The sequence below is a fragment of the Streptomyces sp. Ru73 genome (assembly GCF_002920575.1).
Taxonomy (GTDB): domain Bacteria; phylum Actinomycetota; class Actinomycetes; order Streptomycetales; family Streptomycetaceae; genus Streptomyces.
The window spans coordinates 1-24231 of the sequence record NZ_PQSQ01000108.1 but is presented as its reverse complement, the minus strand read 5'-3'; the positions used below and the strand labels follow the sequence as shown (position 1 = coordinate 24231).

Genomic DNA, 24231 nt, shown 5'->3' with positions numbered 1-24231 from the left:
CCTCGCGCAGACGTTCCACGCCCGGTACCCCGCCGTGCGCGTACGGCTGGTGGGCCAGAACTCCGCCGAGACCGCGCACGCGGTCGCCGCCGGGAAGATCGAGGCCGGACTGGTGGTGCTGCCGATCGACGACGAGGGCCTGACCGTCCGGCCGCTCATGCGGGACGAGGTCTTCTACGTCACCGCGGACCCGGAGCGCGCCGCTGCTCCGGTGACCATCGAGGCCTTCGCCGCCGCGCCGCTCGTCCTGTACGACGCGCACTACGGCTGGCAGGACCCGACCCGCCGGCAGATCGCCGAGCGCGCCCAGCTGGCCGGCGTGCGCGTGGAGCCGCTGATGGAACTGGAGCGCGTGGAGGCCGCGTTGAAGCTCGCCGCCGCCGGGGTGGGCGACACCATCGCCAGCCGCGCGGTGATCGACAGCCCCGGCTTCCCGGCCGGGCTGCACACCGTGCCCTTCGCGGAACCGCTGTACGACACGATCGCGCTGGTCAGGCGGCAGGGGCACCCGCTGTCCCGGGCCACCAGGGAGCTCGCCCGGCTCGCCGAGGACACCATCCGCGAGCTCCGCGCCGAGCTCGAGGCGCGGGCACAGACGTAGTCGTAGGCGGAGGCGTAGCGACAGAGGCACGCCATAGGGAAACCCTGTGGAAAACCCAGGAATCACTCCTCTGGTCCTGTGCCTGTGGCGCGTCTACCGTCCCTGGCATGCAGATCACGCACCACGAAGCACAGGCCCTCGCCCCGTTCCAGTGGCTCAAGAAGCCGGCCGTCGACGGCCCGCCGGCGCAGCGCGACCCCAAGGTCGTCGAGCGCGTGTCGGAGATGCTCGCCACCATCGAGCGCAAGGGCCTCGACGCCGTCCGCGACTACGCCGAGGAGCTGGACGGCTGGTCCGGTGACCTGGAGATCGGCGCCGCCGAGCTGAAGAAGTCCGGGGACGCCCTGCCGCCCGACGTCCGCACTGCGCTGGAGATGGGCCACGAGCGCACGCACCGCTTCGCCACCGCCCAGCGCGCGCACCTCACCGACTTCGAGATCGAGCTCGCCCCCGGAGTGAAGGGCGGCCAGCGCTACGTCCCGGTCACCCGCGTCGGCGCCTACCTGCCGGCCGGCCGCTTCCCCCTGCTGGCCAGCGCTTTCATGACGGTCGGCGTCGCCAAGGCGGCCGGCGTGCCCACGGTCGTGGCATGCACCCCGCCGTCGGGCGAACACGGTGCCCACCCCGCCGTGCTGTACGGCGCGTACCTCTCCCGGGCCGACCGGGTCTTCGCGGTCGGCGGCGTGCAGGCCCTCGGCGCCATGGCCTTCGGGCTGCTCGGCGAGGCCCCCGTCGACATGCTCGTCGGCGCCGGCAACGCCTTCGTGACCGAGGCGAAGCGGCAGCTGTTCGGCCGCGTCGGCATCGACCTGCTGGCCGGTCCCTCCGAGGTGGCCGTCATCGCCGACGACACGGCCGACCCCGCCTGGGTCGCCGCCGACCTGCTCGGCCAGGCCGAGCACGGCCCGAACTCCCCGGCCGCGCTCATCACCACGTCCGAGGAGCTGGGCCGCCGGGTCATCGCCGAGATCGACCGGCAGCTGGAAACGCTGACCACCCGGGAGATCGCCGGCGCCGCCTGGCGGGACTACGGCTCCGTCATCGTCGTGCGGGACGCCGCCGAGGCCGTCGCCGTGTCCGACGTCCTGGGCCCCGAGCACCTGGAGGTCCAGACCGAGGACGACGACTTCTACCTGCGGAACCTGACCAACTACGGCTCGTTGTTCCTCGGCCCGTGGAGCACGGTGGCGTACTCGGACAAGGGCATCGCCGGCACCAACCACGTCCTCCCCACCGGCAAGACGGCCCGCTACAACGCCGGCCTCTCCGTCTCCCGCTTCCTCAAGCCGCTGACCTACCAGCGGGCCGCCAAGGAAGGCACGGCGGCGCTGGCCCCCGCCGTCGAGCGGATCTCCGCCTTCGAGGGCCTCGCGGCGCACGGTGCCACCGCCACGCTGCGCATCGACGAGATCGGCCGCCGCTCCGGGGCGTTCGACGACATCCCCGCGGCCCTCCGCGACCAGCTCTGACGCGGTCCGCCCCGCCTCCGCCGGCCCGGTACGGGGAGGCGGGGCCCGTCACACCTCCCGAGGAACACTCCATGGCACACGACTCACCCACTCCACCGCCGTCCGGCAGGACTTCCCCGTCGTCCCGCGGGTCCGGCGGGCTCACCCAGGGACTCAAAGGCCGCCAGATCACGATGATCTCCATCGGCGGCGTGATCGGAGCCGGCCTGTTCGTCGGCTCGTCCACCGCCGTGGCCACCGCGGGACCGGCCGTCATCGTTTCCTTCCTGGCCGCCGCCGCACTGGTCGTCCTGGTCATGCAGATGCTCGGCGAGATGGCCGTCGCCCACCCGGACACCGGCTCCTTCTCCACCTACGCCGACCGGGCACTGGGACGCTGGGCCGGCTTCTCCATCGGCTGGCTCTACTGGTGGTTCTACGTCCTCGTCATCCCGATCGAGGCCATCGCGGCGGGCGAGGTCATCGGCGGCCTGGCCGGAGTCCCCGGCTGGCTCCCCGCGTTCGCCGTCATCGCCGTCCTGGCCGGCACCAATCTGCTCGCCGTCCGCAACTACGGCGAGTTCGAGTACTGGTTCGCCCTCCTCAAGGTCGTCGCGATCGTGGGCTTCCTCGTCCTCGGCATCCTCGCCATGTGCGGCCTGCTGCCCGGCTCGGGCACCAGCGGCATCTCCCACCTCTGGAGCGACGGCGGCTTCGCGCCCAAGGGGCCGCTCGCCGTCGTCGCCGCCCTGCTCACCGCGATGTTCAGCTTCCAGGGCAGTGAGATCGTCACCATCGCCGCCGCCGAGTCGGAGGACCCGAAGAAGAACATCAAGAAGGCCATCAGGGCCGTCGTCTGGCGCCTCGGCCTCTTCTACATCGGCTCGATCCTCGTCGTGATCAGCCTGGTGCCGTGGAATGCCGAGGGCCTGGCCGCCGGCTCCTACCAGGCCGTACTGGAGCGCATGCACATTCCAGGGGCCGGCCGGATCATGGACGTCGTGGTCGTCGTCGCGGTGTGCAGCTGCCTGAACTCGGCCATCTACACCGCCTCCCGCATGGCGTACTCGCTCGCCCGGCGGAAGGACGCCCCGGCGGCCTTCGCCGTCGTCTCCCGCGGCGGCGTCCCCCGCAACGCGGTCGCCGCCTCCACCGTCGTCGGCATCGTCGCGGTGCTCGCCAACTACCTGCTGCCGAAGATCTTCACGTACCTGCTGGCGTCCAGCGGCGCGATCGCGCTGATGATGTACCTGGTCATCGCGGTCACCCAGTACGCCACGCGGCGCCGCAGCCAGGAGCCGGGCGAGGTGCGGATGTGGCTCTTCCCCTACCTCACCCTCGCCACGATCGCCTTCATCGCCGGCGTGCTGCTTCTCATGGCCGTCCTCCCCGGCCACCGCCTCGAACTCTGGCTCACCTTCGCGCTGGCCGCGGTACTCGTCGCCGTGGGCGTCCGCCTGCAACGCACACAGGGCAGCGCGCTCACGGCCGCCGACGGCACGGAACCACCTGCACCGCACGGCGAGGAGGCAGGACACCGCACGGAGTCCCGGGCCTGAGGCGCCGGCTCATCGCTCCCCGGACGCGGAGACGGGCGCATGGGTGGCCCGCGGCACGAACTCGGTCGGCAGGACCAGGCGCTCCCCCGCGGCGTCGGCCTCGCCGGTGATCCGGCGGACCAGCAGCCGCGCCGCCTGGCGGGCCAGTTCCCGCAGGTCGTGGCGGACGGTGGTGAGCCGGAAGACCTCCCAGGCCGCCATCGGGAGGTCGTCGAAGCCGATCACCGTCAGGTCGTCCGGCACCCGCAGTCCGGCCGCGATGGCCGCGTTCAGCACGCCGATGGCGACCACGTCGTTGCCGCAGAACACCGCCGTGGGCGGCCGGCCGCCGGCCAGCAGCCCGGGAAGCGCCCGGTACCCCGTGTCGTACTCGAAGGCCCCCCGCACGACCCGGCTGTCCGGCAGCCCGATCCCCGCCTCGGCAAGGGCCAGCCGGAAGCCCAGCTCACGGTCCCGGCCGGTCGTCGTGTTGGCCGAACCGAAGATGCCCGCGATCCGGCGGTGCCCCAGCTCGGCGAGGACGCCTGCCACCAGCCGGCCGCCGCCCTCGTTGTCCACCACGGACGCGAAGTCGCCCGGCTGCCCGGTGTCCCGGTTGAGGAACACGTACGGCACACCGCGGCGGTCCAGCTGGGCCGGCAGCCGGGACTCGGTGGTCGCCGTCGCCAGCACCACGCCGTCCAGCGACTGGTCCAGGAGGTTCTCACCCGCGACCGCCTCGTCGGACCGCTCGGTGATCAGCATCATGCGGTACCCGAGTGCCTGCAGCTCGTCGTGGAGCGGCGCGACCACGTGCGGGTAGAAGGGGTTGGTCAGATCCGTGACGATCACCCCGACGCGGCGCGTCGAGCGGGTGGACAGCGTCCGCCCGGCCTCGCTGGGCACGTAGTTCAGCGCCTCCGCGGCCCGCCGCACCTTCTCGCGGGTGGCCGCCGACACCCGGTGGTCGTCACGGAGCGCCCGGGACACCGTCGGCTGCGAGACGCCCGCCAGCCTCGCCACGTCGTGACTCGTGATCGCCATCGGTCGCCCACATCCCCTCGCCCCGGTCCGCCGCTCTGGCCCGATCCGGCACGAGTATACGTATGTTGACCAGCCGGCCGCGCGGGCCTGTGGAATCCCTTCCGTCCGCAAAACCCCGGCTCCCCTTCGAGATTTCCTCTGCCGTACAACCCCTTGACAGCCCCGAAGCGCACGCTGTCAGATGCAATGCATACGTATTCCAACGAGGATCAGTACGTATTCCCACGCGGATACCCACCGCTTCCCCTGCTCCCCCTGCTCCCCCTGCGAAGGAGTGACCGTGTCAGACGTCGTCGTGTCCACAGCGGAGCTGGATCGCCGCACGATCCGCCGCAGTGACTTCGTCTCCTGCAACCAGGCCTTCATCGACTGCCGCACGCCGGGCTCGGACCGGAAGGAGAACTACGCGATGATCGGCCCCGGCGTCTCCCAGGCCGCCGGCCAGCACGTCAACCTCCGTCTGCCGCACGGCTTCCAGATCGGCGCCGCCGCCATGCCGCACGGCATCACCAACAACCTGCACCTGCACTACACCGCCGAGGTGTTCGTCTGCACCGAGGGCCAGTACCTGCTGCGCTGGGGCGCCGACGGCACCGAGGGCGAACTGCCGCTCCGGGCCGGTGACGTGGTGTCCGTACCCACCTGGATCTTCCGGGGCTTCACCAACACCGGACCCGACGACGGCTGGCTGTTCACCGTCCTCGGCATGGACGACACCGGTGGCATCATCTGGGGCCCGTCGGTGCTGCGCGAGGCGGAGGGTCACGGCCTGTACCTCACCGCCGACAACACCCTCATCGACACGGTCGCCGGCGACGAGATCCCCGAGGGCACCGAGCTGACCCGGCCCATGGCGCAGGAGTACATCGACCGGCTGCGCCACTACAGCCCCGAGCAGATGCGCCGCCGGGTCGCGTCGGCCGACGAACTGGTCTGGTCGGAGCGGCCCTTCCTGGACAGCACCCTGCCGGGCGGCGGGGCCCGGCTGAGCTGCGTCATCGGCTACGGCATGACCGAGGACCCGCACCAGGAGCCGCGCGTCTTCAACCCGCACGGACACAACGCCGCCTGGCTGCGCGCCGAGCCCGGCCAAGGCGTCTCGCCGCACCGGCAGCACGAGACCCAGTCGCTGATCGTGAAGGACGGGCTGTGGGAGGTGACACTGAACCGCACCGATCCGGTCTCCGTCCGCCTCGGCCCGCGCGACGTCCTCTCCGTTCCGCAGGACGCCTGGCGCACCTTCCGGAACGTCGGTGACACCGAGGGCGACCTGCTGATCGTCAACGGCGGTGACGGCCGGGTGCGCCTGGAGTGGGACGAGGAGGTCGTCAAGGCCGCTGCCGACGCCGGCCTCGGCATCGACCCCAACGGCTACGTCGCCCCGTACGCCCTGCTCCCCCGCTCCGCGCGGCGCTGATGACCGCCGCACCGCCCGACGGGGCGACCGGCCCGCTGCCGCTCGTGGTGGTCCCCGGCATGCTGTGCGACCGGGACCTCTGGTCCGGCGTCGCCTTCCCGGAGCAGCACCCGGTACGGCACGTCGGACTGACGCGCGCCGACGTCGGCCGGCTGGCCGAGGACGTGCTGTCGGCCGTCACCGGCCCGTTCGTCCTCGTGGGGCTCAGCCTCGGCGCGATCGTCGGTTTCGAGGTGCTGCGCCGGGCGCCCGAACGGATCGCGGGCTTCTGCGCGATGGCGACCAACGCGGGTGCCCCGCGCCCCGAGCAGTACGCCGCCTGGCGCGCCATGGACGGGCTGATCGCCGAGGGCCGGTTCACCGAGGCCGTCGAGCGGACGCTGCCCGGCATGTTCCACACGCCCGACCCGCCGGACGAACTGGCTGCGCGCTACCGGGACATGGCGCACCGCGTCGGCCCGGACGCCGCCCGCGCCCAGCTCGCCGCCCAGGCGACACGCACGGACGCGTACGGGGCGCTGCGCACCGTCCGCTGCCCGGTGTCCGTGCTGTACGGCACGCGGGACGCGCTGTGCCCGCCGGACTTCCACCGCGCGATCGCCGACGCCGTACCGGGCGCCCGCCTGACCGCGGTGCCCGGGGCAGGGCACCTGCTGCCGATGGAGCGGCCCGGGCCCGTCTCCGCCGCCGTGAACGCCCTGCTCCGGGCGGCGGAACGCGGGCGGGCCCGGCCGTCCGTACCGCTTCGCCCCGCTGCCTCGCCCCCGTCACCCGCCTGCTGACCGTCCTCGCCGCCGCGAGACCGCCCGAGGAGAGCACTCATGTCACGTCATCCCACTCCCCCGTCCCCCACCGCCGCCGGCGGCGAACGCGCGGCCCCGCTGGCCGGGCGTACCGCGCTCGTCAGCGGTGGCGGCAGCGGCCTCGGCGCCGCCATCGCGCGGGCCCTCGTGTCCGACGGCGCGCGTGTGGTGATCACCGGCCGCGACGAGCGCACCCTGAAGGAGACCTCGGCCCGCCTCGGCCCCGCCGTCACCCACCGGGTCTGCGACGTCTCCGTACCCTCCGACGTGGCCGAACTCGCCGAGTGCCTGGCCGACGAGGAGGTCTCCGTCCTCGTCAACAACGCCGGCATCGCGGGACCGGTCGCGCCGCTGACCGAGATCGCCACGGACGAGTGGGACGAGGTCTTCGACGTCAACGTCCGCGGGGTGTTCCTGATGTGCCGGGCCTTCCTGCCCGGCATGACGGCACGCGGCACCGGTGACGTCATCAACATCGCGTCGGTGTCGGGCAAACGGCCGCTGCTGCGGCGTACTCCCTACTGCGCGTCGAAGATGGCGGTCATCGGCCTCACCACGACGCTGGCGGGCGAAGTGGGCCCGCTCGGCGTCACGGTGAACTCCCTTTCACCCGGTCCGGTTTCGGGCCCGCGGATGGCGCGCAACTTCCGCCTGGAGGCGGAGCGGACCGGCAGCAGTTACGAGGCGGCGGAGGCGGCCTTCGTGTCCCGCGCGGCCCTCGGCCGGATGGTCACCGAGGAGGAGGTCGGGGCCGCGGTGACGGCGATGCTGCGCATGCCGGGCCTGTGCGGCGCCGACATCGACCTGTCAGCGGGGATGGTGGCGCGATGACGGCCGGGGCGACGGGGCGCCGCTCCCTCAAACAGCGGCTGGCCGCCGGGGAACGCCTCTACGGCGCGCTGCTCCGCATCCCGTCCGAGACGCTGGTGGAGATGGCGGGCATCGCGGGGCTGGACTACCTCGTCATCGACTGCGAGCACGGCCCGGCCGACATGACGGCGCTCCAGCACCATCTGACGGCGGCGGCCGCGCACGGCATCGACGTACTGGTACGGGTCGGCACCGCCGAGCCCGCGCTCGCCCTGCGCTGCCTCGACCTGGGCGCCGCCGGCATCATCCATCCGCACATCGACAGTGCGGCGGACGCCCGGGAGGCGGTGGCGGCCGACCGCTATCCACCGCTGGGGCGCCGGGGCTTCGCCACGTACAGCAGGGCGGGCCGCTTCGGTACGGTCTCAGCGGCCGAGCATCTGACGGCCGCTGCGGACACCCTGGTCGTGGCGATGATCGAGACGGCGCGGGGCTGTGCGGCGGCTCGCGGGATCGCCGCCACGGATGGCATCGACGCCGTCCTGGTCGGCCCGGCCGACCTCGCCGTGGACTGCGGCCTCCCGCCCGGCGAGGCCCTGGACGCGCGCATCGCCGCGGTGCACCGGGCCGCGCGGGACGCCGGCCGCGCGGTCATGTCCATCGTCCCCGGCACGGCCGCAGCGGAGGCCGCCGCACGGGCGGGCGCCCGGCTGGTGCTCTACAACACGGCCCAGGTGCTGATGGACACCTTCCGTGCCCTCGCCGCGCCCGGCCGGGACAACACAACCACCGGCCTCCGGGCCACCTCATGACGCCCTGCACCGCCCCTTGACGCCCCACACCGCCCTCCCTAGGGTTCCGCGCAACTCGCACTTCATACGTATGCACGCTCCGCACCCCGCCTCGTTGCACGCGTCTCCTCCCTCTCCTCCCTCCCCTCCACCGCGCGAACGGAGAAGCCATGTCCGCTGCAGCGCCACCCACAGCCCTTGACGGCACCAGAGCCGCCGACCCCGACAAGCGCAAGGCGATACGCAAGGCCATCGGTGCGGGAAGCATCGGCAACTTCGTCGAGCAGTTCGACTACGGGCTCTACGGCTACCTGGCCCCGGTCCTCGCCCCCGCCTTCTTCCCCGCCGGCAACCCCACCACCGCGGTGCTCAGCACCTACGCGATCATCGCCATCGCCTGCCTGGTCCGCCCGCTGGGCGGCACCCTGGTCGGCCGCTGGGGCGACAAGGTGGGCCGCAAGAAGACCCTGCTGTGGACCATCGTGGTCATGGGCGTGTCCACGGCCCTGATCGGCGTGCTGCCGACGTACCACCAGATCGGGCTCCTCGCACCGCTGCTCCTGCTGCTGATCCGCATCGTTCAAGGTGTGGTCTCCGGCGGCGAGTACGTCGGCGCCGTCGCCTTCGTCGTGGAGTGGGCCGAGCCGCACCGGCGCGCCTACTACGCGTCGTACGCCTCCAACAGCTGCTTCTTCGGCATCCTCGCGGGGGCCGGCACCGCCGCCCTGACCAGCTCGGTCTTCCAGGGGGACGCGCTCGGCTCCTACGGCTGGCGCATTCCGTTCCTGCTGGCCCTCCCGCTCAGCGCGGTCGGGATCTGGCTGCGCAAGCGGATCGAGGAGACGCCGGAGTTCGTCCGCGCCACCGAGGACGGCACGCAGGTGGTCAAGGCGCCGGTCCGCGAGGCGATCCGCTCGCAGCTGCGCCCGATGCTGGTCTTCTGCGGCATCTCGATCATGCTGGCGATCCTGTCCTACAGCTGGGTCACCTTCTACCCCGAGTACCTGACGGGGGCGCTGGGCCTCCCCCGCTGGATGGCCCTGACCTCCAACGCGATCTCCGTGGCGGTCCTCATCCCGCTGCTGCCGCTCGCCGGCAAGCTGTCGGACCGGATCGGCCGCAAGCCGATGCTGACGATGGGCGCCATCGCCTGCATCGTGCTGGTCCCGCTGGCCTTCTACGTCGGCGAGCGAGGCACGTTCGGCAGCGCGATCGCGAGCCAGCTCATCTACATCGTCCCGGAGTTCTTCCTGACCGGCATCGTGACGGTCTGCGCCGCCGAACTCTTCGCCACCCGCACCCGGTTCAGCGCCGGCGCGATGGCGTACAACGCCTCGTTCTCCATCTTCATGGGCATCACACCCTTCGTCGCGACGCTCCTGGTCTCCGGCTTCGGGACGATCTACGCCGTGTGGGTCTACCTCGCGGCGGCGGCCGTCCTGGCCCTCGTGGTGGTGACCACCTTCATGACGGAGACGTACCGGAGCCGGCTGGGCGCGGACAAGTTCTCCCGCTGAGCACCGGGCCGCTTCCCCTCCGCCCGCACCAATCCCCGTTGCAGCCCGCTGCATACGCATTCACCCTCGCCGAAAGGAAAGATCCATGCCGCTCGACCCCGTCGCCTACCGCCCCTACGAGGACCCGGACGACTTCATCCGCGAGGTGACCGACCGCATCTGGGTCGACCGGGACATCTCCTACATCGTCGACAACTACGAGCCCGACTCGATCGTCCACGCGAGCCTCGGCACCGTCGTCGGCCGCGACGGGGTGATCGAAGGCAGCACCATGCGGATGGGCAGCACGCCGCAGCACATCGGCCAGGCCGAGGACGTGGTGTGGGAGGCCCGCGGGGACGACGCCTTCCTCAGCTCGCACCTGGTCTTCTCCGCCGACGAGCACCTGGTGGGCGGCAAGCACGTCCGCATCCGCAAGCGTACGGTCGCCAACTGCCTCTACCGCAGGGGCCGGATGGTCGAGGAGTGGGTCGTACGCGATGAACTCGCCGACTGCCTGCAGCGCGGCCAGGACCCGGACGAGGCGGCCCGCGCCCTGCGCTTCCAGGGCTACACCGGCTCGATGCTCGACGCACCGCCGAAGGACGTGCTCGCCGAAGGCGTCAGCGGACCGCGCCCGGACGACTACCGGCCCGAGTGCGAGATGGTCCTCGAATTCATCGACGAGGTCTGGACCCAACGCCGGCTGCAGAAGGTCAACGACTTCATGGCGCGCGACCTCTTCCTGCACACCATCGGCGACCAGACCGTCATCCGCCCCGACCGGTACCAGAGCGATCTGCTGGCCATCGTCGGGCCGTTCCCGGACGCGCGGTTCGAGGTGCGGGACGTGCAGACCAACTACGCCGAGCGGTACGCCGGGCTGCGGGTGGCCGTGCTGTGGACCATGCACGGCACGTACCGCGGCAACCCCGCGTTCGGCCCCCTGACGGACCGGCCGGTCACCGTGCTCGGGGTCTCCCAGTTCCTGATCCAGGGCGGCCGGATCGTGAAGGAGGTCCGGGTCTACGACGAGATCGCGCTCCGGGCGCAGATCAACAGCACCCGCGGCGACGGACCGGAGGTCGAGGCCAACATCTACTGACGACGTTCCGCTGCCGATCCAGCACTGTGGCGCGGGCGGCTCCGCAACGAGGGCGGCTAGGCGACGAGGACGGCTCGCCGCTGCGGCACGGGCACCTTTCTCGCGAAAAGGTGCCCGTGCACGCCCATGAAAGGTGCCGTGCGCGCACGCCCCCGTCCCGTGATCCCTATGCTGGCGGCATGGTCGACGTACCCGACGTACCCCTCTCGGCGCTGGAAGTCGCGGTGGTCCAGGCGGACTCACGCGCCGTGGACACCCTGCGCGACACCGCCGCCTTCGCGCAGGAGCTGGAACGGCTGGGCTACCACCGGATCTGGTACGCCGAGCACCACCACTCACCCGCGATCGGCGCGTTCCCACCGGTGGTGCTGGCCGCGCACGCCGCCGCCTCGACCTCGGCGATCCGCCTCGGCTCGGGCGGCGTACTGGCGCCCAACCACGCTCCCCTGATGCTGGCGGAGCAGTTCGGCACACTGGCGGCCCTGCACGAGGACCGCATCGACCTGGGCATCGGCCGCGGCCCCGGCACCTTCGACGAGACCACCGCACGGGCGCTGCGCCGCGGTGCGGGGCCGACGACGGACGCGGAGTACCGGGACGACGTGGCCGCGGTCCTGACCTTCCTGGTGGACGAGGTCGCGCTCACCCCGCTGCCGGAGCCCTGGCTGCTGGCGTCCAGTACCGCGGGGGCCGCCCTCGCGGCGGAACTCGGCCTGCCGGTCGCCGTGGCACACCACATCCGGCCCGACAGCACGATGGCGGTCATCGAGCGCTACCGGTCCGCTTTCACCCCGTCCCGCTGGTGCGCGCGGCCGCGCGTGCTGCTGTGCGTGGAGACGGTGTGCGCCGAGACGGAAGCAGAAGCCGTCCGGCGGGCCGGGCCGATGAACGTCGTCAAGGCCGGACTCCTCAAGGAGCAGGCCGAGAAGCCCTTCCCCACACCCGCCGAAGCGGCCGCCCACCCGTTCACGGAAGAGGAGCGGCGGCTGCTCGCCGCCTTCCGCGCCCAGCAAGCCGTCGGCACTCCCGAGACCGTCGCCGGCCGCCTGCGCGAACTGGCCGACCGGACCGGAGCGGACGAGCTGATGCTGACCACCCCCGTGCACGACCTGAGCGCCCGCCTCGACTCGTACGCCCTCGTCAAGTCCCGCTGCTCACCGGACAACGCCACCTGATACTCCCTGGAAAGGGCCACCTGACACTCACCGGGCCAAGCCACCTGACCGACTGCCTCGCACGCAACGGCCTACGTGGCGCTGGCCCTCGGCTGTCCGTACGTCGACCGGCGGGTGGCGAAGCCGATGACTGCGGCGACGGCGGCCAGGAGGGCGACGCTGGTCAGGGCCGCCCGCAGGGACAGCCAGTCGGCCATGAAGCCGATGGCCGGCGGGCCGAGGAGCATGCCGCCGTAGCCGAAGGTGGAGGCGGTCGCGACACCGCTGGGGCCGGCGAGTGCGCCGGCGCGCTCCACTGCGACCGGGAAGAGGTTGGCCAGTCCCAGGCCGGTGACGGCGAAGCCGAGGAGCGCCGTCCACACGGACGGTGCGAAGCACCCCAGCAGCATGCCGGCCGCGGCGGTGCAGCCGCCGGCCACGATGGTCCGGGTGCGGCCCAGCCGTTCGAGGAGGGTGGTACCGGTCAGCCGCCCGACCGTCATCGCCAGCGCGAAGCAGGCGTATCCGGCCGCCGCCACACCCGCCGACGCGCCCAGGTCCAGCTGGAAGTGCAGGGCTCCCCAGTCGGCCATGGCCCCCTCGCCGTACGCCGTGCACAGCGCGACGAACCCCAGCACGACGACGGCCCCGCGCGTACGGCCGTCGAGCCGCCGCGCCGCCGCGTCGGACTCGCCCTCGGACTCGGACTCGGGCCCCGGTGCCGCCTTCGGATGCGGCTCCTCCGCCGGGCTCCGGTCCGCCGGCACCGGGCATGCGTGCCGCAGGAGCGTACGTCCGGCGACGGCGGTGACGAGCAGGCCGGTCACCGTGAGGCAGAGCAGATGGCGGGTGGGGGAAAGGAACCCGGCGACCACTCCGCCGAGCCCGGCCCCCACCATGCCGCCGAGGCTGAAGGCCGCGTGGAAGGTCGGCATGATCGGCCGTCGCAGAGCGGCCACCAGGTCCACGGCCGCACTGTTGAAAGCGACGTTGATCCCGCCGTACGCGGCGCCGAAGACCAGCAGCACGGCGCCCAGCGTCACGGCGGAGTGGGTCAGCGGGGGCAGTGCGACGCTGAGCGAGAGCAGTACGCCGCAGAGGACGGTGACCGGATGGCTGCCCCAGCGACGGCACAGCCTCCCGGTGAAGGCCATCGTCACGACGGCACCCGCGGAGACACCGAGCAGGGCCAGCCCCAGTTCACCGGCGGAGGCGTGGGTCTGCTGCTTGATGTCCGGGATGCGCGCCACCCACCCGGCGAAGATGAACCCGTCGAGGGCGAAGAAGGCGGTGAGCGCAACGCGCAGTGGCGTGAGCGGCTTCCCTCGTCGTACCACGACACGCGACCGGACTTTGTTCATCATGGGCACAAACCGAGGCTAGGAGGCCGCGGCAAGGGGGGCAAGACGACGGTGGCGGCACATGCCGGACCGCAGGCACCATCGGTCAGGTGACGGGTCGCCTCGTCACGGTGCGACCCTCGTGAGCCACTCGTCGACGGTGGCGACGTCCGCCCACTGCGGGAACAGCCGCTCGATGAGGACCCGGTGCAGCTCCGGGTCGGTGTCCAGGCAGGCGTCGGAGAGGACGGTGAGGCCGAAGTCCAGGTCGTTCGCCTGGCACAGGGTGGACAGCACCACGGCGCTGGTGGCGATGCCGGTGAGTACGAGACGGTCGATACCGCGCGCCCTGAGCACCACGTCGAGGTCGCTCCCCGAGAACGCGCTCGCCCGCCTCTTCGTGACCACCACCTCACCCGGCCGGGGCGCGACCTCGGGGTGGATCTCGGTGCCCGGGTCGCCCTCGACGTACAGACCGGCCTGTGCGATGGCGGCGAGCGCCCTGTTGCGCGTGCCGACTTCCGGGAAGCCGGGGCGCAGCGCGACGGCCACGTAGATCACGGGGATGTCCGCGGCGCGGGCCCCGTCGATCGCCCTGCGCAGCCGGGCGAGGTAGCCGGAACCGGCTTCGGAGCCGGCGTCGGGGTCGGCGATGTCCACGATGGCCCGTTGTACGTCCATCACGAGCAGAGCGCTGCTCACGTCGCGACCCGCATCGCGACCCACATTGCGGCTCATATCGCGACCCCCATCGCGGCTCACGTCGCCTCCAGAGGGACGAAGTCGGTTCGGTGTCACACCGTCACCCGACGAACGTTGGTTCGCGGCACCGTAATTGTGACGCACCGGCGGAGACATGGAGGCGAACCGTACCGGGAACGCCAAGTGATCCAGGCCACTCAGTGCTGTGCCGTTTCCTGGGTAGGTGCCCGCTGCAATTACCCAGGAAGGGGGATTCCCATGCCGACAGTTCTCGACCGGCCGCCGACCAACGAGCCGGACCCGCGCACCGTGCGCTTCCTGCGCCGCCTCACGCTCGCCACCGGCGGCGGCATGTTCATCGACGGCTTCGTCTTCGCCTCGGTCGCCGCGGCCCTCGCGGGCAGCGCCATGGCGCGCGACATCGGTATCACCGCGACGTGGAGCGCGCTCATCTCCGCCTCGACGCTCGTCGGTACGTTCTTCGGCGGCCTGTTCCTGGGCTACGTCACCGACAAGGTCGGCCGGCGGCCGATGTTCACCATCGACCTGTCGGTGTTCCTGGTCTGTTCGCTGCTGATGCTCTTCGTCACCTCGGCCTGGCACGTCTTCGTCCTGGGCCTGGTGATGGGGCTGGCCGTGGGCGCGGACTACTCGATCGGCTCCCCCCTGCTGGCCGAGTTCTCGCCCAGCGCCCGGCGCGGCCACTATCTGGGCATCCTGGAGATCCTCTGGAACGTCGGTTATGTGGTCGCGTACCTCATCGGTTACCTGATCAACGTCAACTGGCCCGGAGCCTGGCACCTCACCCTGGCCGCGAGCGCCGTGCCCGCCGTGCTGTGCCTGCTCGCCCGGCACGGTCTGCCCGAGTCGCCGCGCTGGCTGATGTCCAAGGGGCGCCGCGAGGAGGCCGTCGCCATCATCGAGCGCGACCTCAACACCACGACCGACAGCGACGACTTCCATGCCGAAGAGCCCGCCAGGACCCGCTACCGCGACCTGTTCTCGCCGGCCTACCTGCGCCGTACCGTCTTCGCCTGCACCTTCTGGATCTGCATCGTCCTGCCGTACTTCGCGCTGACGTTCTTCCAGCCCACCGTCCTCACCGCGATCGGGCTCGGGGACAGCGCCCTGGCCGGCGCGCTGCTCGGCACCGTGATCGCGCTGCTCGGCGCGGCCACCGGCTGGTGGCTGGTCGACCGCGTGGGCCGCCGGTCGATCCTGATCTGGCCGATGTTCGGCTGCGCCCTCGCGCTCTTCCTGGTCAGCCTCGGGCATCTGCTGCCGGTCTGGCTCGGCACCGTCTGCTTCTTCGGTTACCTCTACTCGTACGGGATCATGAGCATCCTCCCCGGCATCTACCCGGAGGAGGTCTTCCCCACCTCGATACGTACGTCCGGCGTCGGCCTCGCCTCGTCGGCCAGCCGCGTCGGCGCCGCCATCGGCACCTTCCTGCTGCCGCTGTCCCTGACCCACCTGGGGCTGAGCTGGTCGATGTTCTTCATGGGCGTGGTCTCGCTGATCGGCGGTGTCACGGCGCTGATGTGGGCGCCGGAGACGAACGGCGCGAAGCTCACCGACACGGGGCACCGCGACGCGGACGCGGCCCGTTCGTGGTGGGGCAGGAACGCCCTCGCCCCGGAACTCCCCGGCAAGCGCCCGGCAGCGCCGTAACACCGCGTACGCGCGCGATGCCGTACCCAGCAGCCCCGGCCCACCGATCCCGAAGCCGGGGCGCCCACGGCGCGGTACGGCCGGGCCCCAGCCCGTGCTCCGAGAAGGCGGTACCGGCAAGTAGTACCGGCGGGGCCGGCCGGGGAACCCACGCCGACCCGCTGCTCACGGCACCAGGTCGAGGAATTCCCAGCGCGCTCGGGGCTGCGCCCCACTGAGCCACTTCCCGCAGTTCTGCAGGACCACCGGGCTCGAGGTGATGTGCTGGGCGCCCGTGCCGAGATCGCGCAGGAACCGGTCGATCGGGCCGCGCCGGATCGCCGTCGTCCCCGCCCACCGGTGCACCGCCCGGCCCACGTCCTGCACGGTCCGCGTCGCGTGGTTGAGCGCCAGCCTGAGCAGCGTGTCCTGCTCGGTACTCAGCAACTCACCGGTTTCCAGGGTGGCTTCGATGTCGCGCCACACCTCCGTCGCCCACGCCCGCGCCGCACGCAGCCCGGCTTCGGCGGTCGCGTACTCCGCGTGGAACTGCGCGGTGTCGACGGCGGCGTTGCGGGTGCCGGCCTTCGCCGCGGCGACCGCCTTCAGCTCATCGAGCAGCCGCCGCCCGACACCCAGCGCCCAGCCGGTGTGCCCGATCGCGGCCATGTTGACCAAGCCGATGCGGTAGACCGCGCCGCCGTTGGCCGGGGTCGTCGTCGTGGCGACGTACGTGTGGGCCGCGGGGACGTACACGTCGGCACAGTGGTAGTCGACGCTGTGCGTCGCGCGCAGCCCGAGCACGTCCCAGTTGCCGTCGAGCTCCACCTGCGACTTCGGCATCGCCAGCACCCGCAGCTCGCCGGTGCCCTCGACCTGGATCGCGCTGTGGACGTGGGTGGCGTGCGCCATGCCGGAGGCGAACTGCCAACGGCCGCTGACCAGGAAGCCGCCCTCCACCGGTACGGCCCGGCCGGGCCGGGTCCCGTGCCCGGCCAGCAGCGCATGGTCCCCGCCCGCGACGTCCGGGAACAGGGCGGCCGCCGCAACGCCGTCGAGATAGGCCGCCGTGGTGCCGGTCATCAACTGCAGCGCCATCATCGTCCAGCCTGCCGAGGCATCGTGGTAACTGATGCGCTCGACGGTCTCGAGCAGCTGGCGCGGCGCGAACTCGTAACCGCCGAGGCTGCGCGGCAGTACGGCCCGGATGACACCGGCGTCCAGCAGCGCCCCCGCGGTCTCCTCACCGATCCTGCCGAGCTCCTCGGCCGCGTCCGCCTGCGCGTCGAGCGCCCCGCCGAGCGCGTCGATCCGCCCGAGGACGGCGGGAAGTTCCGGGCTGACGTGTAATCCGTCCGAGACCGCCATGACTGGTCGCTCCTCGCTGTCAGTACCAGTACTGAGTCAGCGCCACCCTAGCCACGCACCGCCCGGTTCCCCAGCCCGCCCGGAACTTCCCCAGCGCCGGTCGGCGCCGTGCCCGCAACGCAACGCTGCGGGCACGGGCCGCACGGGCCGGACAGACGGGCCCGGAGTGGTCAGGCACATCCGGGTGGTCAGGGACGTCCGGGATGGTCGGGCACGTCCGGGACGGCCAGGCACGTCCGGGGGGATCAGGGACGCCCGGAGGGGCCAGGAACGTCCGGTGCGATCAGGAAGATGTGGGATGGTCAGGAGACTGCGGGTATGTCCACGTCCAGACCGCGGGCCGCGACCAGCTGTGCGCTGCCGTCCGCCAGGTGGTAGCACAGACCCACGACGGCGGCCTCACCGGCGGCGACCTTCTCGGCGAGGCCACGGGAGCGGTCGAGCAGCAGGTCGACGGTGTGCTTCACATGCTCGGCCAGGATCTCGCCCGGCTCGACCCGCCCGGCGGCCCGCGCGGCCAGCACGCTGGGGGTCACCCGCTCGACGACGTCCCGGACGTACCCGCCCGGTGCCATGCCGTCCTCCAGCGCCGCACACGCCGCACCCACCGCGCCGCACGAGTCGTGACCGAGCACCACGACCAGCGGGCAGCCCAGCACGTCCACGCCGTATTCGATGCTGCCCAGCACCTCCGGGCCCATGACGTGGCCGGCGGTGCGCACCACGAACAGGTCACCCAGGCCGCGGTCGAAGATGATCTCGGCGGCCAGCCGGGAGTCGGAGCAGCCGAACAGCACGGCGAAAGGCTGCTGGGACGGTGCGATCTCGGCACGGCGGGTGGCGTCCTGGTTGGGGTGCTCGGGGGCACCGGCGACGAAGCGCTCGTTGCCGGCCATCAGCAGCTCGAAGGCTTCACGGGGCGTCGGGGTCTTGATCTCAGTCATGCCCGCAGCCTAAGATCCGGCAGCCGCCGCCGCACCACCTGGTCCCCCCTGAGCCCGCCGGACCGGCCGGCCCCACCGCAGTCGACGTGACAGGCGGCATCACACGGGGTCACCGCTCCGAGCCTCCGGACTGCCGGCGATCAGCCGCCGGGGGGCCTGCGCCGGGCCGGCGCTCCACCACGGCGCCCGCGACCTTCACCAGCCGCAGCTGCTGGGCGCGCGCGTACTTGCGCAGGACGTCGAAGGCGGTCTGCACATCGGTCTGCCACCGTTCCGCCAGCATGCCTTTGGCCTGCTCGATCAGTACGCGACTGGTCAGCGCCTGCTGCAGTTGTGCGATCTTGCAGTGGGCGGCCTGCGACTTCCGGCGCTGCCGCAGCCCCAGGGCCAGCGCATCGGCCAGGTCCTGCGCCGCCGCCACGCGGGGCCCGGGCATCGCTCCGGGCCGCGCATCGAAGAGGTTCAATGCGCCGAGCGTCGGGCCGCCGTTGTGGTGGTGCAGGGGGAACGAGCCGGCCGCGCCGATGCCCGCGGCCTTGGCCGTTCTGGCGTACTCCGGCCATCGCGCTTCCGTGGCGGACAGGTCGGGAACGAGCACCGACTCGCCACGGCGAATGCACTCCGGCCCCGGCCCCTCCCCATGAGCCGCCGCCACCTGTTGCAGCGCGTGAGCCGGCGAAGACGTGGCGGCCGCGGTCCGCAGCCCGTCTCCCCGATCCGCCAGCAGCACGCCGGCCGCGCATCCCCCCAACCGCCGAGTGGACTGCTCCGCCGCCCACTGCAGAGCCGTCTCCTCCGCCACCGTCTCGTCCAGCAGCCGGCGCATCACCTCCAGCACGAGATCCGCCGTCTTCAACTCCGCGGTTGACTCCCTCACGCCTCCACTCCTACCTGTCGTCACCCTGCCACCAAGGAGAAGTTGAATACGAAACTTCCTGTGCGGGGCAACAGACGTTGCGGTGCTCCGTTCGGCCGCCCTTCGAGTCACCGTGTCGCGGCGCGGTAATCCGTGGCGCAGGAGTGGGAGAAGGCGCACTGCCACACCTCCACGCCACACCTCACGCCCCCCTCAACACACAGACCCGCCCACTCGCCCCTGGGCACCGCTACCCACAGTCACCCCTCGCCAGAAGCCGCCGTCGAGACGGTGCGATCCAGCTGATGGGGCTTCACCATCGACCCGGTGGCACCAGGGGCGATCTGCGCGATGCAGGCACTCAGGTAGGTGTGGAACATCAGCCCGCCACTGGCGGCCAGGGAGGGACGCCGACAACCCGGAGTACGCCGGCATTTCGCAAGGGCGCCAGGCGCTCGGGAAGGAGTGCCGTTCGCTGCCCGGCGCGGTGGCCAGGAGGCCCGCACGGAGAAAGGCCGGAGACGCCCTCACCCGCAACATGAGGCGCGCGAGCGGCAGATGCCCTGAGCAGCGAGCGCACCGGCCGGCGGGCTGCTTCGGGGAAGGGCAGAGCCTGCCTCGGGCGATCCCCCGCGTCGCCCGAAGCAGGCAGCTTGACCGGATACCGCTCCGGGTGGAAGCGGAGTCCGGAGACTCACTGAGTATATTGGCCCGGAGCCAGTCAACGCAGGAGTTACAGGATGTCCCCCCGCAGCGCATCGGTCAACGAAGAATTGCGGCGGCGTTCCCGGGAGCGCCTGCTGCAGGCGACGGTCGACCTGGTGGGCGAGCGCGGGTACGAGGCGACGACGCTGGGGGCCATCGCGGACCGGGCCGGGTCGGCACGTGGTCTGATCTCGTACTACTTCCCGGGCAAGCGGCAGTTGCTGCAGTCGGCGGTGCACCGGCTGATGCATCTGTCCCTGGAGGCCGGGCTGAGCCGGGAGCCGTATCCGGACGGGCCGGAAGCGGGGCGGGAGCTGCTCGCGCGGGCGATCGACGCGATCCTGGGGCTGGCGCAGGAGCGGCCCACGCTGATGCGGACGCACATGGCGGGCATTCTGACCGCCGAGGGGTTCATCCAGTGTCCTGAACAGCAGCGGCTGGCGCAGCTGTTGCGGGACACGGTGATTCGGTACGGATCGGCCGATCCGGACACCGACTATCCGCTGCTGCGGGCGCTGCTGATGGGGGCCGTGGTGGCCGTGCTGCTGCCGGGCGCGCCGATGCCGGTCAGCCGGCTGCGGGGCGAGCTGTTCCAGCGGTACGGGCTGGACTGGCGGCTCGGTACGCCGCCGGAGGGCGAGTTGCCGCCGGAGACGGACGTGGCACTGCGCGCGGGCCCGCCGCCGGCGGTGGTGGAGCGGTCGTCGGCGGCGGGCACGGCTGCGGGTCAGCGGTAGTCGGGCTGGGTCTGGACGTTGAGTTCGGACAGGCGGACCGAGCGCGCGCTGTCCGTACGGCGGTCGTCGATCTGCAGGACGTCGAAGCCCTTGGCCATGTCGTTGGAGTAGATGTGGCCGTTGTAGTAGTACGCGGACCACGAGCCGCCGCCCACGAGGGTGTCGGCGGAGAGCGGACCGCGCTCGAAGTAGCCGATCTCCTTGGGGGCGCTGGAGTCGGTGAAGTCCCAGACGGACACGCCGCCCTGGTACCACGCCTGGACCATGATGTCGCGGCCCTTGGCCGGGATCAGCGAACCGTTGTGCGCGACGCAGTTCTCGGTGTCGGCCTGGTGGCGCGGGATCTTGTAGTAGCTGCGGAAGACCAGCTTGCGGTGGTCGCCCTTGCCGACGATGTCGTAGATGCCGTCGGCGCCGCGGGTCGGGCCGGTCTTCTCGTTGCAGGTGGCCGCACCGCCGCCGCCCAGCTCATCGGTGAAGACGACCTTCTTGCCGCTCTCGTTGAAGGTGGCGGAGTGCCAGAAGGCGAAGTTGACGTTGTCCTGGACGCGGTCGATGACCTTGGGCGCTGCCGGGTCCTTGATGTCCAGCAGGATGCCGTCACCCATGCACGCACCGGCCGCCAGCTTCAGCTTCGGGAAGGCGGTGAGGTCGTGGCAGCCCGTGGTCTTGGAGACGCCCGGGTTGGTGGGGCCGCCGGGGTTGCCGCCGTCGGGGAAGAGCACGGGGAAGTCGATGACCGCGGCCTCCTCGGGCGCCGAGCGCGGCACCTTGATCACGGAGATGCCGTCGTGCGGCGGCCGGCAGTCGGGGAACGTCTCGCTGGGTGAGTAGGAGGAGACGTAGAGGTAGACGTTCTTGCGGTCCGGGACCAGGGTGTGGGTGTGCGAGCCGCAGGCGGTCTCGACGGCGGCGACGTACTTCGGGTTCTTCTTGTCGCTGATGTCGAAGACCTTCATGCCCTCCCAGGAGGACTTCTCGGTCGCGGGCTGCGTGGTGCTGCTGCAGGAGTCGTCGCTGCGCGAGGAGTCGGTGGAGAGGAAGAGCAGGTTCCCGGAGACCGAGACGTCGTTCTGCGAGCCGGGGCAGAGGACCTGGCTCACGGTGCGGGGCGCTTCGGGGCGGGAGATGTCGTAGATCGCGAAGCCGTCGTAGTTGCCGGCGAACGCGTACTTGCCCTGGAAGGCGAGGTCCGAATTGGTGCTCTTCAGCGCGGTCTTGGGGAGGTTGGCGAGGTGCCGGACGTTGTCGCTGTGGACGACCTCGTCCACGCCGGGTATCTCACCGTCCTTGATGGCCTCCTTGGTGTCGGCACGCTGTCCGCTGCTCACTTCCCGGTGCACGGACGGGGTGTCGCCCGGGTCGGGGGTGGCGGCGGCGGGTCCGGCCGCGAACAGCGAGGCGAGCAGGCCGCAGGCGGCGACGGCCGCGCGGAGGTGCCCGCGGCCGGGGCGCCGGAGCGCGCGTGGTCTTCGTACGGCGGGTCTGTGCGTCGATGACGCCACAGCGTCCTCCCTAGAGTCCGTTCGGAATGGGAACGGTTGTCCTGGCCGTGAGTGCGGCCCTGGGTAGTATCGCGCTGCTCATGTACATCTCAATAGGTCGTAAAGAAGATGTCATATGAGGACTGCGTGGTTACCGAACCGTCCGGCCGAGGACAGGAGTTCCACCGTGAAGCGTTCCAGGAGAGTCGCCGTAGGCATCGTCGCGGCAGTCGGTGCCGCGGTCCTCGGGGCCGGCGGATGTTCGCCGGACGGCGGACGGGCGGACGCGGCGGGTGACGCCGGGCAGCAGGTCATCGCGCCCGGGAAGCCCGGCGAACCGGCCCGTACCCTCTCCGCCGACGAGGCCCGGAAGGAAGCCGGTGACGACTCGCCGAACTCCGCCGACTTCGCGTACGTCCAGATGATGATCACGCACCACGGGCAGGCGCTGGTGATGACCGGGCTGGCGGAGAAGCACGCCACGTCGGACGCCGTGAAGCGGATCGCCGACCGGATCGACGCGGCACAGCGGCCCGAGATCGACATGATGAAGGGCTGGCTGAAGAGCCACGGCGGGCCGCGCGAGGAGCAGGGTCACGAGGGGCACGACGGGGCGGGCGGGCACGGAGGCCATGCAGAACACGGAGAGGGCGGGAAGCACGGGGAGCACTCCGCACCCATGCCCGGCATGGCGACCGAGGCCCAGCTCGACAGCTTGCGCGCGGCCCGCGGCAAGAGCTTCGACCAGCTCCTCCTCACGCTCATGATCACCCACCACCAGGGCGCGGTGACCATGGCGACGGACGTGCTCTCCGAGGGCAACAACGTCCGGGTGGAGGAGATGGCCACCGATGTGATCGCCCAGCAGACCGCCGAGATCGACCGGATGCGGAAGCTGACGCCCTGAGCCCGGCATCGGGGGCCGGGGCAGGCGCCCGGCCCCCGTCCAAAGCCGTCCGCACATCCCGTCCCGGTGAGCGTCCGGCCACCCCGTCCAGGCACGTCTCCCGGCGGCTCCTGCGGCGCGCGGGGCGCTGCGGGGCACATGTTTCGGTGCGTTCCCGCGGGGTTTTGCGCCACACCAGGGGGCTCAACCGCGCGGCACACTCCCCTCACCCGCACGGCGGTGCGATCCTGGAGACATCCCGCGGAAGGGGCCTCCCAGTGCTTCGTGTCGCAGTGATCGGTTCGGGACCGAGCGGGGTCTACACCGCTCAGGCTCTCGTCCAGCAGCAGGCCGTCCCGGACGTCGAGGTGTACGTCCTGGACCGGTTGCCATGCCCGTACGGACTCGTCCGGTACGGCGTGGCACCCGACCACGAGAAGATCAAGACCTTGCAGGGCACGCTCCGCACCGTGCTCGAACATCCACGGGTCCATTTCCTCGGCCACGTGGACGTCGGCACGGGCGGGCTCGACCACGCGGAGCTGCGCCGCATCTTCCACGCGGTGGTGTACTGCGTGGGCGCCGCCACCGACCGGCGGCTCGGCATCCCGGGCGAGGAGCTGCCCGGCAGCCGCTCCGCCACCGAGTTCGTGTCCTGGTACAGCGCTCATCCGGACGCGGCGGCGGCCGGTGCCTTCGCGCTCGGCGGGGCGTCCGCCGTGGTCATCGGCGTGGGCAACGTCGCCGTCGACGTGGCGCGCATCCTCGCCCGCGCGGCCGGCGACCTGGTGCCGACGGACGTGCCGCAGCCCGCCCTCGAAGCGCTCGCCGGCAGCGGCGTGCGCGACGTCTGGATGGTGGGACGGCGCGGCCCCACGCAGGCGAAGTTCACCACCAAGGAGCTGCGGGAGCTGGGCGCGCTGCCCGGCGCCGACGTGGTGGTACGCCCCGATGAGCTGGCGATGGACCCGGCGTGCGGCGCGGACCCGGGCGCGCTGCCGGCCGTCGTGCGCCGCAACGTGGACGTACTGCGGGAGTGGTCGCGGCGGCCCGTACCGCCGCCGGACGGGCCGCGCCGCCGCATTCATCTGCGCTTCTACCTGCGCCCCACCGAGCTGCTCGGGGACGAGCGGAGCGGGGTGCGGGCCGTGCGGTTCGAGCGGACGGCGCCGGACGGACAGGGCGGGGTGCGCGGCACCGGGCGGTTCGAGGACATCGAGGCGGGGCTGGTGCTGCGCTCGGTGGGGTACCGGGGCGTGGCCCTGCCGGGGCTGCCGTTCGACACGGCGACGGGGACGGTGCCGAACGAGGCGGGGCGGGTGCTGCGGGACGGCACGCCCTGCCCGGGCGAG

21 protein-coding genes are annotated in these 24231 nt (G+C 71.8%); 14 read left to right on the top strand and 7 right to left on the bottom strand.

What is annotated here, in order from left to right:
• From C3486_RS31355 to C3486_RS31345, 3 genes are all read left to right on the top strand, one after another.
• Positions 1–601: LysR family transcriptional regulator substrate-binding protein (locus C3486_RS31355; RefSeq protein ID WP_146075097.1), on the top strand; the 601-nt coding region annotated here is incomplete at its 5' end.
• 107 nt (positions 602–708) lie between these two features.
• Positions 709–2070 carry a histidinol dehydrogenase gene (gene hisD, locus C3486_RS31350; protein WP_103836246.1) on the top strand — a complete coding sequence of 454 codons (1362 nt, stop codon included), beginning with the start codon at positions 709–711 and terminating at the stop codon, positions 2068–2070.
• A gap of 71 nt (positions 2071–2141) precedes the next feature.
• Complete coding sequence (locus tag C3486_RS31345; protein WP_219822270.1) at positions 2142–3608, top strand: amino acid permease; 1467 nt, start codon at positions 2142–2144, stop codon at positions 3606–3608.
• A 9-nt stretch (positions 3609–3617) separates the two neighbouring features.
• Here C3486_RS31345 and C3486_RS31340 read toward each other — a convergent pair whose 3' ends face one another.
• On the bottom strand, positions 3618–4631 hold the full coding sequence (locus C3486_RS31340; protein ID WP_103836244.1) for a LacI family DNA-binding transcriptional regulator: 1014 nt from the start codon (positions 4629–4631) through the stop codon (positions 3618–3620).
• Between the two features lie 280 nt (positions 4632–4911).
• Here C3486_RS31340 and C3486_RS31335 point away from each other — a divergent pair, with 280 nt between their 5' ends.
• The 7 genes from C3486_RS31335 (at position 4912) to C3486_RS31305 (ending at position 12228) form a co-directional block, all read left to right on the top strand.
• Positions 4912–6048: a cupin domain-containing protein gene (locus C3486_RS31335; RefSeq protein WP_258053100.1), complete on the top strand. Its 1137-nt coding sequence runs from the start codon at positions 4912–4914 to the stop codon at positions 6046–6048.
• Positions 6048–6830 carry an alpha/beta fold hydrolase gene (locus C3486_RS31330; RefSeq protein WP_103836242.1) on the top strand — a complete coding sequence of 261 codons (783 nt, stop codon included), beginning with the start codon at positions 6048–6050 and terminating at the stop codon, positions 6828–6830. Before C3486_RS31335 ends, C3486_RS31330 begins: the two co-directional genes overlap by 1 nt.
• Positions 6831–6869: 39 nt before the next feature.
• Complete coding sequence (locus tag C3486_RS31325) at positions 6870–7682, top strand: SDR family NAD(P)-dependent oxidoreductase (protein WP_103836241.1); 813 nt, start codon at positions 6870–6872, stop codon at positions 7680–7682.
• Positions 7679–8473, top strand: a complete 795-nt coding sequence (locus C3486_RS31320) for an HpcH/HpaI aldolase/citrate lyase family protein (protein WP_103836240.1) — start codon at positions 7679–7681, stop codon at positions 8471–8473. Before C3486_RS31325 ends, C3486_RS31320 begins: the two co-directional genes overlap by 4 nt.
• Before the next feature lie 149 nt (positions 8474–8622).
• Entirely contained in the window at positions 8623–9969 is a 1347-nt protein-coding gene (locus tag C3486_RS31315; RefSeq protein WP_103836239.1) for an MFS transporter, read from the top strand.
• 85 nt (positions 9970–10054) lie between these two features.
• Positions 10055–11053, top strand: a complete 999-nt coding sequence (locus C3486_RS31310) for an ester cyclase (protein WP_103836238.1) — start codon at positions 10055–10057, stop codon at positions 11051–11053.
• Positions 11054–11232: 179 nt separating this feature from the next.
• On the top strand, positions 11233–12228 hold the full coding sequence (locus tag C3486_RS31305) for an MsnO8 family LLM class oxidoreductase (RefSeq protein ID WP_103836237.1): 996 nt from the start codon (positions 11233–11235) through the stop codon (positions 12226–12228).
• A 71-nt stretch (positions 12229–12299) separates the two neighbouring features.
• On the opposite strand, the gene C3486_RS31300 is transcribed toward C3486_RS31305, so the two are convergent.
• Together C3486_RS31300 and C3486_RS31295 are read right to left on the bottom strand one after the other, a co-directional pair.
• Complete coding sequence (locus C3486_RS31300; RefSeq protein ID WP_103836249.1) at positions 12300–13568, bottom strand: MFS transporter; 1269 nt, start codon at positions 13566–13568, stop codon at positions 12300–12302.
• A gap of 105 nt (positions 13569–13673) precedes the next feature.
• On the bottom strand, positions 13674–14249 hold the full coding sequence (locus C3486_RS31295; protein ID WP_103836236.1) for a cysteine hydrolase family protein: 576 nt from the start codon (positions 14247–14249) through the stop codon (positions 13674–13676).
• Between the two features lie 258 nt (positions 14250–14507).
• Between C3486_RS31295 and C3486_RS31290 the strand changes: the two genes are divergently transcribed.
• Positions 14508–15920: an MFS transporter gene (locus C3486_RS31290; RefSeq protein WP_103836235.1), complete on the top strand. Its 1413-nt coding sequence runs from the start codon at positions 14508–14510 to the stop codon at positions 15918–15920.
• A 165-nt stretch (positions 15921–16085) separates the two neighbouring features.
• Here C3486_RS31290 and C3486_RS31285 read toward each other — a convergent pair whose 3' ends face one another.
• The 3 genes from C3486_RS31285 to C3486_RS31275 all read right to left on the bottom strand — a co-directional run bounded on the left by C3486_RS31285 (position 16086) and on the right by C3486_RS31275 (position 19067).
• Positions 16086–17267, bottom strand: coding sequence for an acyl-CoA dehydrogenase (locus C3486_RS31285; RefSeq protein ID WP_103836234.1), 1182 nt, complete (start codon positions 17265–17267; stop codon positions 16086–16088).
• A 302-nt stretch (positions 17268–17569) separates the two neighbouring features.
• Positions 17570–18211, bottom strand: coding sequence for a carbonic anhydrase (locus C3486_RS31280; protein WP_103836233.1), 642 nt, complete (start codon positions 18209–18211; stop codon positions 17570–17572).
• A gap of 109 nt (positions 18212–18320) precedes the next feature.
• Positions 18321–19067, bottom strand: coding sequence for a GAF and ANTAR domain-containing protein (locus tag C3486_RS31275; RefSeq protein WP_146075096.1), 747 nt, complete (start codon positions 19065–19067; stop codon positions 18321–18323).
• A 740-nt stretch (positions 19068–19807) separates the two neighbouring features.
• Between C3486_RS31275 and C3486_RS31270 the strand changes: the two genes are divergently transcribed.
• On the top strand, positions 19808–20509 hold the full coding sequence (locus tag C3486_RS31270; RefSeq protein WP_103836231.1) for a TetR/AcrR family transcriptional regulator: 702 nt from the start codon (positions 19808–19810) through the stop codon (positions 20507–20509).
• Here C3486_RS31270 and C3486_RS31265 read toward each other — a convergent pair.
• Positions 20500–22014 carry a hypothetical protein gene (locus C3486_RS31265; protein WP_107501236.1) on the bottom strand — a complete coding sequence of 505 codons (1515 nt, stop codon included), beginning with the start codon at positions 22012–22014 and terminating at the stop codon, positions 20500–20502. The two genes, C3486_RS31270 and C3486_RS31265, sit on opposite strands and share 10 nt — an antisense overlap.
• A gap of 115 nt (positions 22015–22129) precedes the next feature.
• Here C3486_RS31265 and C3486_RS31260 point away from each other — a divergent pair, with 115 nt between their 5' ends.
• Positions 22130–22900, top strand: a complete 771-nt coding sequence (locus C3486_RS31260; RefSeq protein ID WP_103836230.1) for a DUF305 domain-containing protein — start codon at positions 22130–22132, stop codon at positions 22898–22900.
• Between the two features lie 257 nt (positions 22901–23157).
• Positions 23158–24231, top strand: a 1074-nt coding sequence (locus C3486_RS31255; protein WP_103836247.1) for an FAD-dependent oxidoreductase, incomplete at its 3' end; no start/stop codon positions are given.

What these genes read in the sequence shown, in the direction of transcription:
- hisD (WP_103836246.1), top strand. Translation starts at nt 709, where the DNA reads ATGCAGATCACGCACCACGAAGCACAGGCCCTCGCCCCGTTCCAGTGG.
- C3486_RS31345 (WP_219822270.1), top strand. Translation starts at nt 2,142, where the DNA reads ATGGCACACGACTCACCCACTCCACCGCCGTCCGGCAGGACTTCCCCG.
- C3486_RS31340 (WP_103836244.1), bottom strand. Translation starts at nt 4,631, where the DNA reads ATGGCGATCACGAGTCACGACGTGGCGAGGCTGGCGGGCGTCTCGCAG.
- C3486_RS31330 (WP_103836242.1), top strand. Translation starts at nt 6,048, where the DNA reads ATGACCGCCGCACCGCCCGACGGGGCGACCGGCCCGCTGCCGCTCGTG.
- C3486_RS31325 (WP_103836241.1), top strand. Translation starts at nt 6,870, where the DNA reads ATGTCACGTCATCCCACTCCCCCGTCCCCCACCGCCGCCGGCGGCGAA.
- C3486_RS31320 (WP_103836240.1), top strand. Translation starts at nt 7,679, where the DNA reads ATGACGGCCGGGGCGACGGGGCGCCGCTCCCTCAAACAGCGGCTGGCC.
- C3486_RS31315 (WP_103836239.1), top strand. Translation starts at nt 8,623, where the DNA reads ATGTCCGCTGCAGCGCCACCCACAGCCCTTGACGGCACCAGAGCCGCC.
- C3486_RS31310 (WP_103836238.1), top strand. Translation starts at nt 10,055, where the DNA reads ATGCCGCTCGACCCCGTCGCCTACCGCCCCTACGAGGACCCGGACGAC.
- C3486_RS31305 (WP_103836237.1), top strand. Translation starts at nt 11,233, where the DNA reads ATGGTCGACGTACCCGACGTACCCCTCTCGGCGCTGGAAGTCGCGGTG.
- C3486_RS31300 (WP_103836249.1), bottom strand. Translation starts at nt 13,568, where the DNA reads ATGAACAAAGTCCGGTCGCGTGTCGTGGTACGACGAGGGAAGCCGCTC.
- C3486_RS31290 (WP_103836235.1), top strand. Translation starts at nt 14,508, where the DNA reads ATGCCGACAGTTCTCGACCGGCCGCCGACCAACGAGCCGGACCCGCGC.
- C3486_RS31285 (WP_103836234.1), bottom strand. Translation starts at nt 17,267, where the DNA reads ATGGCGGTCTCGGACGGATTACACGTCAGCCCGGAACTTCCCGCCGTC.
- C3486_RS31280 (WP_103836233.1), bottom strand. Translation starts at nt 18,211, where the DNA reads ATGACTGAGATCAAGACCCCGACGCCCCGTGAAGCCTTCGAGCTGCTG.
- C3486_RS31270 (WP_103836231.1), top strand. Translation starts at nt 19,808, where the DNA reads ATGTCCCCCCGCAGCGCATCGGTCAACGAAGAATTGCGGCGGCGTTCC.
- C3486_RS31260 (WP_103836230.1), top strand. Translation starts at nt 22,130, where the DNA reads ATGAGGACTGCGTGGTTACCGAACCGTCCGGCCGAGGACAGGAGTTCC.